The organism is Treponema sp. C6A8 (assembly GCF_000619925.1).
Taxonomy (GTDB): domain Bacteria; phylum Spirochaetota; class Spirochaetia; order Treponematales; family Treponemataceae; genus Treponema_D.
In genome coordinates this window covers 359,125-376,941 of the sequence record NZ_JHVB01000001.1, presented here as the reverse complement: position 1 = coordinate 376,941, position 17,817 = coordinate 359,125, and the positions used below count along the sequence as shown (strand labels likewise).

Below are 17,817 nucleotides of genomic sequence, written 5' to 3'. Positions count from 1 at the left end.
TCAGATGTCTGGGAGTCACAACTTTTTAATTAATTTAATCAAAGGAAAACTTAAAATGGCAGATATCGAACCAAAAATGCAGAAAACAGTAGAATCTCTTAAAGATTCATTCAATACAATCAGAACTGGACGTGCAAGTGCGGCCATTTTTGACAAAGTACGTGTAGATTATTACGGAACAAAATCTCCTTTGAACCAGGTTGCAACAATTGCAATTCCAGAAGCACGTTCAGTAATCATTACTCCTTTTGATAAGTCTCTTATCTCGGAAATTGAAAAGGCAATTCAGGCAAGTGATCTTGGTTTGAACCCTTCTAACGACGGTAAAGTTATCCGTATTCAGATCCCGGCTCTTACAGCTGACCGCCGCAAGGAACTTGTAAAACAGGCTAAAACTGTTGCAGAAAACTCTCGTACTTCTATCCGTAACCTTCGCCGTGACGGAAACGATGCTCTTAAAAAGCAGCAGAAAGGTGGAGAAATTACAGAAGACGAACTTAAAACAGAAACAGACAAGCTTCAGAAGCTTACAGATAAATACATTGAAGAAATCAATAAGATTTACGACGCTAAAGAAAAGGACATTTTGGCTAACTAATGACTATTGATTCAAGTAAATTGCCAAAGCACGTTGCCATCACAATGGATGGTAACGGACGCTGGGCAACACAAAGAAAACTTCCTCGTACAAGCGGACATAATGAAGGCCTTAAAACTGCAAAACGCATTGTAAAGGCTGCGGCAGACTTAGGAATTGAAAGCTTGACCCTTTATGTTTTTTCTACAGAAAACTGGAAACGCGCTGAACAGGAAGTCGGCTTTTTGATGAATCTTATTCATACTCACCTTAAGGGTGAACTTCAGTTCTATAAAGATAATAAAATCAGAATCAATCACATCGGAGATATGTCTGCCCTTCCTAAAAACATTCAGAAAGATTTAAAAGAATGTATGGAAGATACTAAGGATTTCACTAAAATAAAATTAAATCTTGCTATTAATTATGGCGGAAGAGATGAAATTTTACGTGGTGTAAAAAATGCCTTATCACAGGGCGTAGATTTTAATAGTCTTAATGAAGCTGATTTTTCAAAATATTTAGATATGCCTGAATGTTCTGATGTAGATTTGCTTATCAGAACTGGCGGTGATCTTAGATTAAGTAATTTTTTACTCTGGCATGTTGCATATGCTGAAATGATATTCACAGATACACTTTGGCCAGATTATTCGAACGAAGAGTTTATCAGTCATATTGAATCATTTACAACGCGAGAAAGACGATTTGGTGCGGAGAAAGCTAAAAAATGAATAAAGTAATTAAGAGATTGTGTGTATTTTTTATTGGCGTTCCTCTTATTCTTTTTTTAGTTTCTTTTTCATATTTAAATCACTTTGTAATTCAGTTATTAATTGCGATTTTTTCTGTTCTTGCAGGACATGAATTTTATACAATGGCATCAGAAAAAGGTAAGCCTCTTTTTAGAAGAAGCCTAGTCCTTATCTGTATCGGTTTATTGCAGGAAATCTGCTATCTGGCAATTTTAACAAAACTAAATCTTGAAATTATTTTCTGGGCATATATTTTTGAAATCCTGATTCTTTTGGGTTTTGAAGCTTTACAGGCAAAATCCTTTGAAGCATCTTTCGAAAAATTTACAAACTCTGCATTTATAATTCTTTACTGCGGATTTTTCATCACTTTTATCTCAAGAATTACGACATTAAATGAACCTTCATTTATGCTTACTCTCTTTTTAATTATTGTTTTTATGTGCGATTCAGGAGCATGGTTCTTTGGCGTGCTTTTTGGAAAATCAACACGGGGCGTTTTAGCAGCAAGTCCTAACAAAAGCCTTGTTGGATTTATTGGAGGAATTGCAGCATCAATTGCCAGCGCAATAGTTGTAAAGCTTATATTCCCTGATGTATTTTTCCTTTCATATGCAAATCTGATAATTATTTCTCTCATAACATCATTGAGTGCAATTATAGGAGATTTAGTTGAATCTGTAATTAAGAGAAGTTTGGACTGCAAAGACAGTGGAACCTTAATTCCAGGCCGCGGTGGCGTACTAGATTCCATCGACTCACTTCTTGCAGCTGCACCAGTTTTCTATATTGCAGTTCAATTCTTATTCAAATGAAAAAGGTATTAGTATTAGGCTCTACAGGCTCAATCGGAACAAATGCAATTAAAATTGCAGAAAATATGCCGCAGGATTTTCAGATCTGTGGATTACAAGCTCATTCTGCATCAAGTAAAGAAAAACTCAAAGCTTTAGGTTCAAAATATAATTGCCCGACCCTTCTTACATGTGAAGATAATTCTGAAGCTGTATTTCAAAAGCTTATTGAACAATCAAAGCCTGATATTGTTGTAAACGGCATTGCAGGTGCATCTGGACTTCTTCCAAGTAAAATAGTTCTTGAAAATAAAATAGACCTGGCCCTTGCAAATAAAGAAACAATTGTAATGGCAGGCCCTTTAATCAAGGCGCTTTCAGCAAAAACAGGGGCAAAACTTCTTCCTGTTGATTCAGAACATTCGGCTATTTTTAATCTTGTAAATCAGTGCGGACGGAAAAATATTGCAAAAATTGTAATCACTGCAAGCGGCGGTCCTTTCCGCGAATATACTGCCGAACAGCTGAAAAACGTTACTCTTGAGCAGGCCTTAAATCATCCGACCTGGAAAATGGGAAAAAAGATTACCATTGATTCTTCTACTCTTGCAAACAAGGGACTTGAAGTAATTGAAGCAGCATATCTTTTTGATGCAAAGGCAGATGAAATTCAGGTTGTAGTTCATCCTCAGAGTCTTATTCATTCTTTAGTACAGACAAAAGACGGAATGCTTTATGCCCAGATAAGTGATCCTGATATGAAGCATCCTATTTTTGGTGCCCTTACCTACCCTGAAAATAAGGAAACATATCTTGAACCATTCAGTCTTTTTGATAAGACAATGACCTTCTTCAGACCTAGTACAGAAGTATTCCCTCTTCTTGATTATGCTTTTGAATGTGTAAGAAAGGGACTTGGATACACGATTGCTTTTAATGCAGCAAACGAAGTTGCAGTAGGAGCCTTTCTGGAACAGAAAATCGGATATCTTGATATTGCAAAGACCGTACGCGCCGTTTTGGATAAGGATTTTACTCATGCGCCAGAAACTTTTGATGCTGTATTCGAAACAGACACTAAAGCCCGCAGCCTTGCAAAAGAACTTTTAAAGGAAAGCCTGTAAATGAAGTGGATTTTGGGACTCCTTTGCCTTATATTTTTAATCATCTTCCATGAGTTCGGGCATTTTATTGCGGCAAAATTATTCGGCGTAAAGGTTGAAAGTTTTTCTGTTGGATTTGGACCTGTATTGCTGCATAAAAAGTTTCACGGCACGGATTACAGAATCTCACTTTTTCCACTTGGCGGCTATTGCGGCATGAAGGGTGAAAAAGATTTTCAGAAGGCAATTGATGAAAACCTTACTCAGATTGAAGCAGAAGCTGACTCACTTTACGGAGTTCATCCTGTAAAAAGAGCCTTGATTGGCTTTGCAGGACCTTTCTTTAATTTTTTATTTGCCATAATCGCATTTAGCGTAATTGCAGGAATCGGATATAAATACTACACATATTCAAACAAAATTACTATTGCATCAGAAATTTATCCAGAAATGCATTCTGCAGCAAAAGAAGCAGGTTTATTGACAGGGGACAAAATCATTTCTGTTGCAGGAAAAAAGACAGAAAATTTTAATGATTTACTGTTAGAAATTTCATCCCGCCCGGATGAAGACTTAAATATTGAAGTTGACCGCGACGGTACAATTCTTGCATTTACGGTTCATTCAGATTTGGACAAAAAAACTGGAACCGGAAAAATCGGAGTTGTTGCAGATTCCAAAAATATCATAGAAGTACAGACACCTGAATACAATATTCCTGGAGCTTTAATTGCAGGCTGTAAAGAGGCATTTTCTGCCGTAGGGCTGACTTTAAAAAGCTTAAGGGTTCTTTTTATGGGAATTGAAGTCCGCAATGCGGTAAGCGGCCCTGCCCGCGTTACTGACATGCTTGGTTCAACCATAAAAGACGGTTTTTCAGAAGGTGCTAAAACTGGAATTATCAGCACATTAAGTCTTTTAGCCATCATAAGTATTTCACTATTCATTATGAACCTGCTTCCTATTCCAGTTCTGGACGGCGGACTCATACTTATTGCTTTAATTGAATTTATTACACATCGCAAAATAAAGCCAAAAATCCAATACTATATTCAAGTAGTGGGAATTGTATTTATAGTTTTAATATTTCTTGTTGGACTCACAGGAGATATTTCTTATTTTACAGCAAAAAAATAGAGGAAAAGATGAAAAAGTTTCTAATTGCTATTACTGCCCTGACATTTACTTTTACAAATGGATTTTCACAGTCTCATAATTCAAGCCAGTCCCATCAGGATCAGGTTACAAATATTCAGCCTGTTCAAAACACAAGCGGCTGGGATACGGCATATTTTACTTCAGGAGAGGACGGTTTTTTAATCCGCTGGGGCGAAGATAATCATGGAGAACACTATCAGATCAGTGATGTTGGTATTAAACTTATTGCTGTTTCTCCAAACGGAAACGATATTGCAGTTTATGAAACTGACGGAGGTTCTGTAAACAAGGTAAGTGTCTGGGACTGGAAAACTTTATCAAGAAAATATCAGAAAAATTTCACAGATTCCATTACTTCCCTCAAATTTTCTTCAAAGGGTAATTATTTGATTATTGGAACAGCAACTGTAGACGGAGCAATTTTCATCCGAACTGCCAGCTGGACTATTATTGATAAAATTAAGGCAAACACAAGTATTGTAAACTATATTAATACTTCAGATTCGGAAAAAACAATCGTATTCTATTCCCCTGCAGGAACTCTTTCTTACTATAATTTGTTAAACGGCACTTTAAAACAGAAATTTTCTGTAATTCAGGGACTGACAAATCCTGTTATGTTTAACAGCAATGTCTTTCTAGCTGGAATTAAAGATAATACGATTTACGTTTTAAATGCATTTAAGGGAACAACAACTACATCAATTCAGGCACAGAATCCTATAATTCTTTCATCTGAAAAGGACAGGAATTTTTATTATCTTGAATATGATGGAAGAAATAATTATGAACTTAAGATGCTTGAAGTCCAGGATGATAATAAACTTTCAAATCCTCGTCTTGTTAAAACTTTCAAAGGACCACGAGGGGATGCTGCTCTTTGTGTAGGAACAAAACATCTTGCTGATTTATATTTTGGCGGCAGGAACGGTTCTGTTTACAAGGCTGATATTGAACCGACAATAACCACACAAAACCTGAATCAGATTACAGAAAATAAATATAAAAAGATTTACGATATAACAGAAACAGGAAAAGACTTCTTCTTCCTTACAGAAACAAAACTCTATCGTTCAGATTATGCAACTGGAATTCCAGAAACTGTATGTACAACACAGGGACAGAACAAGGTTATTTCGCTGGATGAATCAAATGTAATTCTTTGGACTAAATCTTCACGTTCACCGGTTATAAAAAAGAATCTGAACACACAGGCAGAAGAAGCTCTATTTACGCCAAAATCATCACTTCAGAATGTAAGATATTTTAAAATTGATGATAAAGAATACATCGTTGAAATTGAAAGCAACAGTTATGTAAATATCTATAATTTTGAAAGCAAAAACATGAAGCAGGTATACTCTGGAACAGGTATTCAGGATGCAGTACTGGCCAGAAACGGAAATCTTTATGTTGCTAAATCTGCTGCATCAAATCCCCAGGTTCCGCTATTATGTGTAAATCCGGATACTCTGGAAACAGTTCCTCTTGGGGTTAAAGGTAATGTTGCATACGCGCTCAGCATAAAAGATAATATGATATATGGAATTAACCTTGTTTCTGATGAGACAGGAAAAACAACATATGTTTTCAGTTTTGACATTGAATCAAAAATGCTGACAAATATTCTTCGCTTTTCTAATGAAGATTCTGATGTATTTACTTACTTAAAAGACGGAAACCTATTTACAAATATCGGAAAGAACAAGGTTTACTGCTATAACATTTCCAGTAAGAGACGTTTTGCATATAACCGTTCGGCAAGTATTCCGGTTGATATCTGCCAGAATAAGAATCAGGTTGTAATTTTGAACAGTAACGGAAGTATTTCCTGGTGTTCGCCTACCAGCCAGGTATTGCAGGCCGACTGGTACTTAAACTCAGATGAACAGTGGTTTGAATTTTAACACCAAGAAAAAAACAATGCTTTCGCTATGATGCGTCTTGCAAACAACTGCAGTTTAAATTAAAAAAAAACTCCCAGTCGAGATGGGAATTTCAAAACCGCGCGGTACCGCGCTACATGCTGTTTGTATAATAAAAATAATTTTTTTTACAAAAACAATGCGCGAGCGAAGATGCGGATTCAAAGTGCTTCGCAAGGAGCGAGCGAAGCGAGTCAAATACCAAATACCTTGCGCTGGCACTTTGAAATACGCATCATAGCGGGAGCATTGTTTTTGTTAACGCAATTATTTTTCTATAATTTTATTTCCAGTCTGCAGTGTTAATACCACACCCGTTCATAAGTGCCTGTGAGTATACGTCTAAATAACCGTTTACGCTCTGTTCCCAGCTGAAGTTTTTCTGCATGCCTTTTTTCTGCATCTTTTTGATGTGGTCTTTCTGATTGTAATAGGCATACATTGCCCAGCCCACAGTGTCATAGATAGCGCCAGGTGTAAGAGCATCAAAGAGGAAGCCTGTTCCTTCTCCTGTCTGCTCGTTGTACTGTTCTACTGTATCGGCAAGACCTCCGGTTCTGCGGACAATCGGCAGAGTTCCGTAAAGCATTGAGTACATCTGATTTAATCCGCAAGGCTCGTAGCGGCTTGGCATAAGGAAGAAGTCAGATCCTGCTTCTATCAAATGACTGAGTTTTTCATCATATCCAAGCTTTGCCTTAAAGTTTGGAAGTTTTGCTTCAAGAGCCTGAATTTCATCTTCACACCATTTTTCGCCGCTTCCAAGAAGAACAAACTGAAGGCCAAGGTTATTACAAAGACTGTAAAGACAGCCATAGCCAGGGCCGAATACTTCTGCAATACCCTTCTGATCTGCAAGGCGGGTAACCATTCCAACAACAGGAAGATTTGGCACTTCAGGAAGTCCGAATACGCTCTGAAGTTCCTTTTTACATATAGCCTTACCGCTTAAATCTTTGTGATCAAAATTTGCAGGAAGAAGTTTATCAGTTTTAGGATTCCAGGTTTCAAGGTCACATCCGTTAAGAACACCGCGAACGGCATCACTTCTCACACGGATAAGCCCGTCAAGTCCGAAGCCGCCTTCAGGAGTACTCATTTCCCAGGCATAGGTAGGAGAAACAGTGGTAATCATATCTGCGCAGGAAATACCGGCCTGCAGGAAGTTAAAGGCTCCGTTGTGCTCAAGACCAGCGCCATAATAAAGATTCCAGTCAAGGCCGAGGGCCGGGAACTTATCTTTTCCATAAACGCCCTGGTAGCCAAGATTATGAATTGTAAGGACAGAAGCTGTGTGGGCAAAATAACCGTTACGGCAGACATTACGTAAGAGAACAGGAATAAGACAGGTAAACCAGTCGTGAGCATGCATAATGTCAGGGTACCAGCCAAGATAGCGGCAAAGCTCAAAAGCGCCGTGGCAGAGAACTGCGGCACGGTATGGGTTGTCTCCAAAATCAGGCTCCCATTTTGTTCCGTAAATGCCGTCGCGTCCGTAGCAGCCTTCGTGGTCAATAAAATAAACAGGCACCTTGCTGTCAGGTAAAAGTGATTCATAGAATTTTACCCAGGTTGGCTCAGTTCCTGCGTGAACCTTGATTGCGGCTTCAATAGGCTTAAGCTTGGCACGGTCAATTTTATAATATCGGGGCATGACAATACGAACATCGTGTCCCATTTTTTTTAAGTTTAATGAAAGAGCTGAAACAGCATCGGCAAGTCCGCCGGTTTTTGCAAAAGGAACAGCTTCCGAAGTAACCATTAAAATCTTCATTTATAAACCTCCTAATATCTCTTCACTAAAATTGGCTGTCAGTCACAGAGCAAGGGTCAAAACCGCGCGGTACCGCGCTACATGCTATTTTTGTAATGAAACTATATGACACGCCGCTAGCGCGGCAGACAAAAATAGAATGTTTTTGCCCCTTACTCTGCTCCTTAGCGCCAATTTTACTTAATTATCGTTAGCAGCCTTTTTAAATGCTTCCTTACTGTTCAGAATTGTCTGTTCGCTGCAGCAATAGGCAATTCTAAACCAGCCTTTTCCGCCGAATCCGCTTCCTGGGGCGCAAAGAATGTTATAGCTTTTAAGGTGATTTACAAAAGCCATATCATCGTCATTCCATTTGTCGGGGCACTTTACCCACAGGTAGAAGGCTCCTTCAGGCTTTACATATTTAAGACCTGCATAATCCATTACTTCGCAGATTTCGCGGGAACGTTTTTCGTAAAGGCTGTAATCACACTCAGCATCCCAGGATTTTGTAAGGACCCGCTGGAAAAAGGCCGGGGCGTTTACATAACCAAGAATACGGGTTGCAAAAATAATGGCACTAGTAAGTTCCTTTGCTTCTGGGCAGGCAGGATTTACTGCAACATAGCCTATTCGCTCACCTGGAAGGCTTAAATTTTTTGCAAAACTTGTTCCGATTACGCTGTATTCGTATTTATCAAAAACTGAAGCAACCTTTGCTCCGTTATAGGTAATTGCACGATATGGTTCATCACAGATGATATAAGGATAGCGGCCTGTTTTTTTACCGTGCTCTTTAAGAACCTGGGCAAGTTCCGTAATTTCAGCATCAGAATATATACGGCCAGTAGGATTATTTGGAGAATTTATAATGATTGCTGCAGTTTTGGCAGAAAGCCTTGCAGCTACATTTTTCGCGTTAAGCGAAAAATCATCATTTGTCTTTACACGAACAATTTCGCCGCCGTGATTATGAATATAATGATCGTATTCAACAAAATATGGCGCAGGAACGATTACTTCATCACCTGGATTCAAAAGAGCCTTAAGAGTAGAATTCAAAGCGCCGGCAGCTCCAACCTGCATAATTACATTTTCAAAAGGAACTTCAACACCCTGCTCAAGAGAAGTTTTTTTAGCCATTGCGGCACGAGTCTCAGGGTAACCGGCATTCGGCATATATCCATGGCAAAGATGAGTTTCTTCTGCACAAACTTCCTTAATTGCGTTAAGAACTTTAGCCGGTGGATCTAAATCAGGGTTACCAAGACTAAAATCATATACATTTTCTGCACCGAATTTCTTCTTAAGCGCAGCGCCTTCTTCAAACATCTTGCGGATTACACCGCTGGACGGACTTTCAACTAAACTTTTAATGTTGCTCGAAATCATGATGAATAATTATAGCACAGAATTGAACAGAAGTTAGTATTATTTTATAATAGAAGCATGAAAAAAATAAAAATTATAATTTCCTTGATTATTACAGCATCATCACTTTTTGCAAATCCCTTTAATGACAAGCTTACAGATGAAGAAAAAGACAGCCTAAACAAGGGTGAAATTGTAATAAAAAATATTGACTCTCCCAAAAATATGTGCCTTTCTGGCTTTTCAAAAGATGCGCAAATGCTTATTGATACTACAAAAAACGTAAAACCAAAATATCTTGCTGAAGTAATTCAGTATAAACCATATAAAGGAAATGAAAATTACGCACAAGTTCTTGAAGAAATGCTTTATCATGTAGAAGACTTTACTGATATTCCTTATGTGACAAGCAGCGGTGGGCAGTATCATCTTTATGAAAGTGCAGAAATTCTTGAAGAAAATAAATCTGAAAACATGACAAAGCTTAAGGTACGCATTTACATGGATCCTTTTGCTAATGTTTATCAGGATATGGATATTTATAAGGGAGAAGAGGTACTTCTTTATACTGCTAAAAATACAAATAAACTCCGCTACAGAGATGAATTTGACTGTCTTGGACCTGGAAAAATGCTTACCTGCATATATCTTTTCAGGGAAGGAGAAAACTGGGTTTTCTACGCTGTTGGTGGTGTAAATGCCCCTCATATTCCTTTTTTTACAGAAAGAATCCGTCGTTCTTTTATGAACAGAATCAATACTTTCTGTAATTATATCTTTAAGAAGTTCTAAATCTGGGGGAAAATATGATTTGGGTGATTGGAAACAAGGGAATGCTGGGGCAGGAAGTTTGCCGCCAGCTGGAAGAAAAGAAATTTAACTGGGTTGGAACAGACCGGGAAGTTGATATTACAAGTATAGACGCGCTTGAAAATTTTGCAGAATCGGTTGAAACAAACGCATATTTCCCTTCAAAGATTTCTCACAAGGAAAGAAAAATTACCTGGATTATCAACTGTTCAGGTTATACAAATGTTGAAAAAGCTGAAGAAGAAACAGAACTTGCAGAAAAACTGAATGAAGTCGGGCCAAGAAACATTGCTCGGATTTCAAGAAAAATAGGGGCAAAGCTGATTCACATATCTACAGATTATGTATTTGGGGGTGCCGGCACAAGCCCTTACTCAGAAGACGGTCACAAAAATCCTCTCGGTGTTTACGGTAAGACAAAACTTGCAGGTGAAGTCGCTATTCAAAAGGAAATGAATACCTATTACATAGTTCGTACCGCCTGGCTTTATGGCTTTGATGGTAAAAACTTTGTTTATACTATGACAAAGCTTATGAACTCTCATGACCAGATTAAGGTTGTAAATGACCAGAGAGGAACTCCAACCTGCGCGTCAGATCTGGCAGAAGCACTCTTGAAATTGATAGAAAAGAATGAAGGGGCAAAATCGCTTTTTGGAAAACACAGTGCACCTTCTTACGGAGTTTACCACTTTACAAATCTTGGGCAGACAAACTGGCATGAATTTGCCTGTGAAATTTATAAACTTGGAAAAAAATACGGAAGAATTACTCAGGATTGTCAGGTAAATGGCTGTAGTACAGAAGAATACGGAGCTAAGGTTGAGCGTCCGGCATATTCAGTACTTAGTAAGGATAAGATTATTAAGGAATTGAAAATTAAGATTCCGGAATGGCAGGTTAGCCTTGAAAAGTTTATTAAAAATGAAAGGTTTAATCCGCTTTAAACGTGGCTCGCTAGTCTCGCCACGAGCCGTTTTTTTCGATAATCCTAAAATGAGCCGCTGTCGCAGCTCATTTTATAACGGATTTTCGATTATCGGCATATCCACTTACCATTCAGATCGAAATATTTATTCTCCAGAGAAAATGCTGGGTGCCGGGTGTCTTTTTCGCTCAGGTTTGCGTTCCGGGTAATACCTGGACAGATTTTTTCCCATTCAATTCCTATAGCAGGATCATTCCACATAAGACCGCCTTCATCTTCCGGGTGGTAAAAGTCTGTACACTTATAAGCAAAGGTTGCTGTATCTGTAAGAACACAAAAGCCGTGGGCAAAACCTTCCGGAATATAAAACATATTCTGTTTTTCGGTGTCCAGGATTACGCCATAGTATTTACCAAAAGTGGCGCTTCCAAGACGCAAATCAACTGCAACATCATAAACTTTTCCTTCAAGGGCACGTACAAGCTTTCCCTGCGGGTGCTGTTTCTGAAAATGAAGACCACGGAGAACGTTCTTTGTAGATTTAGACTGATTATCCTGAACAAACTTCATTTTAAGTCCGGCTGCAAAAAAATCTCTTTCACTGTAAGTTTCTAAAAAGTAGCCGCGGTTATCTCCAAAAAGTTTAGGCTGAATTTCATAAAGCCCTTCTATACCGCATTTTTTAAATTCAAATGACATAAGTTCCTCTTATTTACTGTTAGCAATAAATTCAAGATAACGACCATAATCAGTTTTATAGCCTTTTGCAAGTTCAAGAAGCTGATCTTTAGAAAGCCAGCTGTTTTTATAGGCAATTTCTTCAATACAGCTTACATAAAGTCCCTGACGTTTTTCAATTGTGGCAATAAAGTTACTTGCTTCCAGAAGTCCGTCATAAGTTCCTGTATCAAGCCATGCCATACCGCGGCCCAAAAGTTCAACTTTAAGCTGCTTTCTTGCAAGATATTCATTATTTACGGCAGTAATTTCAATTTCACCACGGGCGCTAGGTTTTACATTAGCGGCAATTTCCACAACTGAATTGTCATAGAAATAAAGGCCTGGAACAGCATAATTTGATTTTGGATTTGCAGGCTTTTCTTCGATGCCAAGAGCATTTCCCTTTTTATCAAATTCTACGACACCATAGGCAGTTGGATCTGCAACGTAATACCCGAAAATTACAGCGCCTTTCTGAGTTCTGATTTTTTCTGCTGCATTTTTCAGGGTTGAAGAAAAACTCTGACCATAGAAAATATTGTCACCAAGCACTAAGGCAACATCATCAGAGCCGATAAAATCTTTTCCTACGATAAATGCGTCTGCAAGACCACGGGGTTTATCCTGAACGGCATATTCAAACTTCATACCAAGCCAGGCACCGTCACCAAAAAGCTCTTCAAAACATTTTATATCGCGTGGAGTAGAAATAATCAAAACTTCGCGGATTCCAGCCAGCATAAGAACGCTGAGCGGATAGTAAATCATTGGTTTATCATAGAGCGGAAGAATCTGTTTACTTACAGCTTTTGTAATTGGATAAAGGCGGGTTCCGCTTCCACCTGCAAGAATAATTCCTTTCATAATTATTTATTATACCTCAATTTTAAAGTCTCTGCTATCTTCTTTACATCCTGAATTTTATTAATATCAGAAATCAAAAGACCATCAGGACTGTCTACAACTACAAGATTTTCAAGACCGATTACTCCTACAAGTCGTTCACATTCTGCACGAATATAAGAGTTCTTTACATTAAGAGCGATAACATCCCCTTTTGTAACGTTCTGATTTTCATCTTTGCTGCTGATTCCATAAAGAGCAGACCAGGAACCTACATCATCCCAGCCGGCATCAAGCTTTACAATGCGGCCAAGCTTTGTTTTTTCCATAACGGCATAGTCAATTGAATCACCTTTAATCTGGCTAAAAGAAGCCGCATCAAGGCGGATAAAATCTTCGTCACTTTTTGCCTTTTCAAATGATTCAATAGAAAGTTCTGCCATATCCGGGCTGAGTTTTTTAAGTTCCTCAAGAAATATGCCAGGACGGAATACAAACATTCCGCTGTTCCATGAATACTGACCGCTTGCAAGATATTCCTGGGCCTTTTCAAGACATGGCTTTTCTACAAAGCGCTCAAGCTGAAAAACGCCATTAGACTCAGAATCTCCAGCTTTTACATAACCATAACCGGTTGAAGCAAAAGTCGGAACTATTCCGAAAGTAACAAGAGTATTATTTTCATATGCATCTTTAGAGGCAAGTTCGACAGCCCTTTGGAAAGCCTTTACATCACGAATAACATGGTCACTAGGAAGAACAATTACAACACAATCTTTATCCTGTTTCAAAGCCGAGACGCAGGCAGCTGCAATGGCAGGCGCTGTATTTTTTGCCATAGGTTCGAGTATAATAGTTGGCTTTGCCCCACTTACCTCGCCTACCTGCTGGGCAACAAGAAAGCGATGTCCTTCTCCACAGGAAACAATAGGATTTCCAAGCTCCAGACCCTGAAGACGAAGAAGAGTCTCCTGAATCATAGTTTTTTCAGTTACAAGTGGTAAAAACTGTTTTGGATGATCATTTACAGAAAGCGGCCAGAGACGAGTTCCTGCTCCACCGCTGAGAATAATCGGAATTAATTTCATAATATATAGTATATTATGTTTTTTTAGATTAATAAATAACTTTTTGCCCTGTATGGTAACAGCTTTGATTTTGTGATATACTGTTATTTATGTCAGCAGTTATAGAGTTACAGAATGTATTTAAAACCTATCAGATGGAAAAAGTTGAAGTTCATGCAGTTGATGGGGCAAGTTTTACCATTCAGGAGGGAGATTTTGCAGCAATTTCAGGTCCTTCCGGCTCTGGAAAATCAACTCTTTTGAATATGATAGGACTTATCGATCTTCCAACAAGAGGAAAAATCATTCTTAACGGTAACGATGTTTACAAAGATATGGAACTTTCCAAAACTACAAGACTTCCTCACAAACTTGACGTTACCCTTACAGAACTGCGCCGTAAAAACCTCGGATTTATTTTTCAGACTTTTAATCTTATTCCAGTACTTAACGTTTTCGAGAATGTTGAATTTCCGCTTAAAATAGGCTCTTCTCCGGCAACTGACAGCCTCAATGCTCAGCAGAGACGCGAATGGATTGATTTCCTGATTGAAACAGTCGGTCTCACCCAGTGGAAAACTCATAAGCCAAGTGAACTTTCAGGCGGACAGAGACAGAGAGTTGCAATTGCCCGTGCCCTTGTAACAAAAGCTCCGATAATTCTTGCCGACGAACCGACAGCAAACCTTGATTCAAAAAACGGCGACCAGATTCTTGAATTAATGAAAAAACTTAATGAAGAATTAAAAACAACCTTTGTGTTTTCTACTCATGATTCAAAGATTGTAGAAATGTCAAATCACGTTATCAAAATAAGCGACGGACATATTCTTTCAGCTTAAAATTACTTAAACTTTATTTACTCAGCCTGATTCTGATTCATTTTTCTGTACTGGCGGCGATGCTCAAAATGTACGATTGTAAAGAACATAGTTACCAGTACAATTGTCTCAGCAAGCAGTGCTGTTGCAAGACGTTTTTCCAGCTGAGAAGCGATAACAACGGAAACACAAATAAAGAACTGAATTAAATCAATTAAAATCAAAGCCTTATACTTTGAATAGTTCATATGAATAAGTTTATGATGAAGATGAGCGCTGTCCCCCTGCATAACAGGTTTTCTATCACGAATACGGCGCCATACAGCTGCAATAGTATCAAAAACAGGAAGAGAAACTAAAGCAACCATGATAATAAACTTATTAAATTCGATATCACGTGTTGTAGGATAAAGAGGAAGAATTGCTATCAAAAATCCTATAAGCTGACTGCCGCAGTCTCCCATAAATATTTTTGCAGGCGGTTTATTAAAAACGATAAAACCAAGAATTGCTGCTGCAAAAATATAATTAACACCAGAAATCTGATTTCCATATAAATCATTTACGATTCCCAGTGTTACGGCTGATAAAAAAGCAAGAGATCCGCAAAGCGCGTCCATGCCGTCTATAAGATTAAAGGCATTGATAAGGCCCAGAATCCAGACAAAAGTAAGAATATAACTTAAATAATCAGGAAGATTCCAGTAGAAAATCTGCGTAAAACGGAAGTTATGAATCATAACAATTGCACAAGCTCCCAGCTGAGCCAGAAGCTTTACACTTGCATGAAGATTAAAAATATCATCTATAAATGCAAAGATAAAAATAATCATTGCGCCAAAAAGAACTGGAAAGTTTGCAACAAGACTGATATTTCTATTTGCTTTTAAATAAAGACCTGCAAAAAGGAAAAAAGAAAATGCAATTCCAAGGCCGCCTAAACGGGGAATATTTCCTGAATGAATTTTTCTTGAATCGATATAATCATACAAGGAAAGTTTTTTGCATATTTTTATAATAACTGGCATTGAAAGTGCAGAAACTAAAAAAGCCAGGATAACGAACAAAATCATAACTATTTAATTATATCTTAAAATAAGAAAGCATTCAATAAAAAGGCGGTCTAATAATTAAGCGCCAAAGTAAAATATGTACCTATCGTCCATTTACCAGTGGCAGGAAGATTTTGACCGTATTCCCATTTAACGCCGTTTTTCCAGTCTACATTAGGGAATATTCCGCTTACTATAATACCAGGCTTTATAAAGCCTGTTTTTGTTTCAATACAATGAGTCCACTCTGCTCCAAGCTTTACATTATGCCTCTTTCCAAGCCTTCTGATTCCGCCTTCAAAAGCAAAGCTGTTTGTATTTGAGCCGGAATAACTTTCATCAGCCGTATTGGTAATTGAACGAACTCCCTGATATTCAACATTAAATCCAATAGGATAATCGATTTCATCCCACCATTTGTAAAAACCGCCTGTAAATACAAGAGTCTTAAATGATGATTCATAAAAATTATTGCATTCAAAAACCTTCAGAAACTTTTTATTTGAATCAAAACGGCAGAGCCCCTGTCCGTAAACATCAGCGCCTAAAATTGTACGTTTTACCTCTAAGCCGATTAAAGGGCCGACTACATTATCATTACTGTCAGTTTCACTCTGTCCGCCGCGTCCAAAAACGTTTACGGAAGTTTTTTCAACAATAAGCTCTGCAGAAGCAGCAAAAATCAAATCAGACATCCCAGGCTTATTCAAAGTTCCCTTGTAAAGGCATAAACCTGTCAGGGTCCCGGTTCCGGCAGGAATACGGCACATAACAGTCGTTCCTTTTCCGCTGTCGTATAAAATGTTAGTATTTTCTGCGCCAAGAGCTTTTACGATAGATTCATCCTGCTGTGTCTGAGTAGCATTTGATGCAGTAGAAAAAAGTCTTGTATATCCCCAGGTTGTAGATTTTTTACCGGCAGTGATATAAAGCCTGTTTTTTATAATATAGTCAAAATAACATTCATTGATTCCAAAATCATAACCAGGAAAAGCAATTCCAACCACACCGTGAATCAGGCTTTCCTTAGTCGGTCGTGCATCAAGATAAAGATAATTATTAAAAGAAAAATATCCGGAAGGCTTGTTTGTATCATCATGGCAGTAAATGTAGGCAGCACCAATTTCACTGTCCAGATGACCAGAAAGTTTCAAAGGAAAAGTGCCGTCATTCACTTTTTCACTTGGCTTTTCAGCTTCAGTTTGAACAGCTTCCACATCCTGGGCATCATCAAACATGGAATCTATATCATCTTCCTGACCAAATGCATTATTAAAAGAAGTAAAGAGAAGTCCAGAAAAGAGAGCTGCAGTAAAGATTTTTTTCATTATTTAACACTCATTGTTTCAAGATAAGGCTTTGTATAAACGATATCTTCAACAGGGGCAAATACTACGTTACTGATTCCAATTACAGTCTTTTCATATTCCATCTTATCATTGATTTTTTTACCGCGAAGATGATCCTGAATTACCATATTTACAGGAATTGAATACTCTTTTCCGTCTGAACCTATAACTTTCTGATAGGAAGGCACGGCAATTGTTCTAAGACGCTGCTGGGAAAGTGAATAATCTTCACGTTTTCGCATAAGGCCATCGTCTTTACTAAGCCACAATTTTAACTCAGGGTATGTTACATTTTTTGAAGATGCTTTAAGTACGAAAAGAACGCAGTCAAATTTTCCAAGTTTAGTTTCTTCATAGGAATCAATTTGATAATCAGAAACATAAAGCTGAGGAGTAAAATCGCTTGTATTGGCATTAGTATTCTGGAATTTATCTCGGGCAGAAGAGAAAGTAAAGCGCTTATCTGCAGGGTCATAAAACCAGATATTAGAATCAAACTGAAGATAGCCTTTACCCTTGTCTTTTTCAGGACCTGTAATCAAAATTGTCCACTTTTTCTGAGAATCACGGCGATAAAGAATCGCATTAAGCATACTGCGGCCGCTGCCAGGCTTATCGTGAACAATCTGATAATCACCCTTCATATCAGTATTATAAAAACATGTATTGTCCTGTGCTTTCTGCAAAAGTTTTTCAGCATCACTTCTGGAAATCTCGCAAAACAGGCTGCCCATAAAAATTAGACTAGAAATTAAACATACAAATATCTTTTTCATAAAAAAACTCCCTAT

At 38.0% G+C, this 17,817-nt stretch carries 17 protein-coding genes; 9 read left to right on the top strand and 8 right to left on the bottom strand.

Features of this window, described 5'->3' with window-relative positions:
- Positions 1-55 precede the first annotated feature (55 nt).
- The 6 genes from frr to T530_RS0101630 are packed head-to-tail and all read left to right on the top strand — an operon-like array spanning position 56 to position 6,294.
- Positions 56-598, top strand: coding sequence for a ribosome recycling factor (gene frr / locus T530_RS0101655; RefSeq protein WP_027727512.1), 543 nt, complete (start codon positions 56-58; stop codon positions 596-598).
- The gene (gene uppS, locus T530_RS0101650; RefSeq protein ID WP_027727511.1) at positions 598-1,311 is read left to right on the top strand and encodes a polyprenyl diphosphate synthase; all 714 of its coding nucleotides are present in this window, start codon (positions 598-600) and stop codon (positions 1,309-1,311) included. The genes frr and uppS overlap by 1 nt, the downstream gene beginning before the upstream one ends.
- Positions 1,308-2,147, top strand: a complete 840-nt coding sequence (locus T530_RS0101645) for a CDP-archaeol synthase (RefSeq protein WP_027727510.1) — start codon at positions 1,308-1,310, stop codon at positions 2,145-2,147. The genes uppS and T530_RS0101645 overlap by 4 nt, the downstream gene beginning before the upstream one ends.
- Positions 2,144-3,250: a 1-deoxy-D-xylulose-5-phosphate reductoisomerase gene (dxr, locus tag T530_RS0101640; protein WP_027727509.1), complete on the top strand. Its 1,107-nt coding sequence runs from the start codon at positions 2,144-2,146 to the stop codon at positions 3,248-3,250. The genes T530_RS0101645 and dxr overlap by 4 nt, the downstream gene beginning before the upstream one ends.
- Complete coding sequence (locus tag T530_RS0101635) at positions 3,251-4,366, top strand: RIP metalloprotease (protein WP_027727508.1); 1,116 nt, start codon at positions 3,251-3,253, stop codon at positions 4,364-4,366.
- An 8-nt stretch (positions 4,367-4,374) separates the two neighbouring features.
- On the top strand, positions 4,375-6,294 hold the full coding sequence (locus T530_RS0101630) for a WD40 repeat domain-containing protein (protein ID WP_027727507.1): 1,920 nt from the start codon (positions 4,375-4,377) through the stop codon (positions 6,292-6,294).
- A 301-nt stretch (positions 6,295-6,595) separates the two neighbouring features.
- Here the strand turns inward: T530_RS0101630 and T530_RS0101625 are convergent, their stop codons facing one another.
- Positions 6,596-8,086 carry a glycogen synthase gene (locus tag T530_RS0101625; protein WP_027727506.1) on the bottom strand — a complete coding sequence of 497 codons (1,491 nt, stop codon included), beginning with the start codon at positions 8,084-8,086 and terminating at the stop codon, positions 6,596-6,598.
- Positions 8,087-8,266: 180 nt separating this feature from the next.
- Positions 8,267-9,457 carry a pyridoxal phosphate-dependent aminotransferase gene (locus tag T530_RS0101620; protein ID WP_038073257.1) on the bottom strand — a complete coding sequence of 397 codons (1,191 nt, stop codon included), beginning with the start codon at positions 9,455-9,457 and terminating at the stop codon, positions 8,267-8,269.
- A gap of 57 nt (positions 9,458-9,514) precedes the next feature.
- Here T530_RS0101620 and T530_RS0101615 point away from each other — a divergent pair, with 57 nt between their 5' ends.
- Entirely contained in the window at positions 9,515-10,228 is a 714-nt protein-coding gene (locus T530_RS0101615; RefSeq protein ID WP_027727504.1) for a DUF6675 family protein, read from the top strand.
- Positions 10,229-10,242: 14 nt separating this feature from the next.
- Positions 10,243-11,193 (top strand): dTDP-4-dehydrorhamnose reductase, encoded by a 951-nt coding sequence (gene rfbD, locus T530_RS0101610; RefSeq protein WP_027727503.1) that lies wholly within the window; start codon positions 10,243-10,245, stop codon positions 11,191-11,193.
- An 89-nt stretch (positions 11,194-11,282) separates the two neighbouring features.
- Here the strand turns inward: rfbD and rfbC are convergent, their stop codons facing one another.
- The 3 genes from rfbC to T530_RS13230 are packed head-to-tail and all read right to left on the bottom strand — an operon-like array spanning position 11,283 to position 13,825.
- On the bottom strand, positions 11,283-11,873 hold the full coding sequence (gene rfbC, locus T530_RS0101605) for a dTDP-4-dehydrorhamnose 3,5-epimerase (protein WP_027727502.1): 591 nt from the start codon (positions 11,871-11,873) through the stop codon (positions 11,283-11,285).
- A gap of 9 nt (positions 11,874-11,882) precedes the next feature.
- Positions 11,883-12,758, bottom strand: coding sequence for a glucose-1-phosphate thymidylyltransferase RfbA (gene rfbA, locus T530_RS0101600; protein ID WP_027727501.1), 876 nt, complete (start codon positions 12,756-12,758; stop codon positions 11,883-11,885).
- A 2-nt stretch (positions 12,759-12,760) separates the two neighbouring features.
- Entirely contained in the window at positions 12,761-13,825 is a 1,065-nt protein-coding gene (locus T530_RS13230) for a mannose-1-phosphate guanylyltransferase/mannose-6-phosphate isomerase (protein ID WP_051537737.1), read from the bottom strand.
- An 89-nt stretch (positions 13,826-13,914) separates the two neighbouring features.
- Between T530_RS13230 and T530_RS0101590 the strand changes: the two genes are divergently transcribed.
- On the top strand, positions 13,915-14,646 hold the full coding sequence (locus tag T530_RS0101590) for an ABC transporter ATP-binding protein (RefSeq protein ID WP_027727500.1): 732 nt from the start codon (positions 13,915-13,917) through the stop codon (positions 14,644-14,646).
- Positions 14,647-14,663: 17 nt separating this feature from the next.
- Here T530_RS0101590 and T530_RS0101585 read toward each other — a convergent pair whose 3' ends face one another.
- The 3 genes from T530_RS0101585 to T530_RS0101575 are packed head-to-tail and all read right to left on the bottom strand — an operon-like array spanning position 14,664 to position 17,760.
- Positions 14,664-15,698 (bottom strand): MraY family glycosyltransferase, encoded by a 1,035-nt coding sequence (locus T530_RS0101585; protein WP_027727499.1) that lies wholly within the window; start codon positions 15,696-15,698, stop codon positions 14,664-14,666.
- Positions 15,699-15,748: 50 nt separating this feature from the next.
- Positions 15,749-17,005: a hypothetical protein gene (locus T530_RS0101580; RefSeq protein ID WP_027727498.1), complete on the bottom strand. Its 1,257-nt coding sequence runs from the start codon at positions 17,003-17,005 to the stop codon at positions 15,749-15,751.
- Complete coding sequence (locus T530_RS0101575) at positions 17,005-17,760, bottom strand: outer membrane lipoprotein-sorting protein (protein WP_252507344.1); 756 nt, start codon at positions 17,758-17,760, stop codon at positions 17,005-17,007. The genes T530_RS0101580 and T530_RS0101575 overlap by 1 nt, the downstream gene beginning before the upstream one ends.
- Positions 17,761-17,817 lie beyond the last annotated feature (57 nt).

Bases quoted from the DNA above. Each gene is read 5' to 3' on its own strand.
- dxr (WP_027727509.1), top strand. From the start codon at position 2,144: ATGAAAAAGGTATTAGTATTAGGCTCTACAGGCTCAATCGGAACAAAT.
- rfbA (WP_027727501.1), bottom strand. From the start codon at position 12,758: ATGAAAGGAATTATTCTTGCAGGTGGAAGCGGAACCCGCCTTTATCCA.
- T530_RS0101645 (WP_027727510.1), top strand. From the start codon at position 1,308: ATGAATAAAGTAATTAAGAGATTGTGTGTATTTTTTATTGGCGTTCCT.
- rfbC (WP_027727502.1), bottom strand. From the start codon at position 11,873: ATGTCATTTGAATTTAAAAAATGCGGTATAGAAGGGCTTTATGAAATT.
- T530_RS0101585 (WP_027727499.1), bottom strand. From the start codon at position 15,698: ATGATTTTGTTCGTTATCCTGGCTTTTTTAGTTTCTGCACTTTCAATG.
- T530_RS0101575 (WP_252507344.1), bottom strand. From the start codon at position 17,760: ATGGGCAGCCTGTTTTGCGAGATTTCCAGAAGTGATGCTGAAAAACTT.
- T530_RS0101580 (WP_027727498.1), bottom strand. From the start codon at position 17,005: ATGAAAAAAATCTTTACTGCAGCTCTCTTTTCTGGACTTCTCTTTACT.
- T530_RS0101590 (WP_027727500.1), top strand. From the start codon at position 13,915: ATGTCAGCAGTTATAGAGTTACAGAATGTATTTAAAACCTATCAGATG.
- T530_RS0101635 (WP_027727508.1), top strand. From the start codon at position 3,251: ATGAAGTGGATTTTGGGACTCCTTTGCCTTATATTTTTAATCATCTTC.
- T530_RS0101615 (WP_027727504.1), top strand. From the start codon at position 9,515: ATGAAAAAAATAAAAATTATAATTTCCTTGATTATTACAGCATCATCA.
- T530_RS13230 (WP_051537737.1), bottom strand. From the start codon at position 13,825: ATGAAATTAATTCCGATTATTCTCAGCGGTGGAGCAGGAACTCGTCTC.
- frr (WP_027727512.1), top strand. From the start codon at position 56: ATGGCAGATATCGAACCAAAAATGCAGAAAACAGTAGAATCTCTTAAA.
- T530_RS0101630 (WP_027727507.1), top strand. From the start codon at position 4,375: ATGAAAAAGTTTCTAATTGCTATTACTGCCCTGACATTTACTTTTACA.
- rfbD (WP_027727503.1), top strand. From the start codon at position 10,243: ATGATTTGGGTGATTGGAAACAAGGGAATGCTGGGGCAGGAAGTTTGC.
- T530_RS0101625 (WP_027727506.1), bottom strand. From the start codon at position 8,086: ATGAAGATTTTAATGGTTACTTCGGAAGCTGTTCCTTTTGCAAAAACC.
- uppS (WP_027727511.1), top strand. From the start codon at position 598: ATGACTATTGATTCAAGTAAATTGCCAAAGCACGTTGCCATCACAATG.
- T530_RS0101620 (WP_038073257.1), bottom strand. From the start codon at position 9,457: ATGATTTCGAGCAACATTAAAAGTTTAGTTGAAAGTCCGTCCAGCGGT.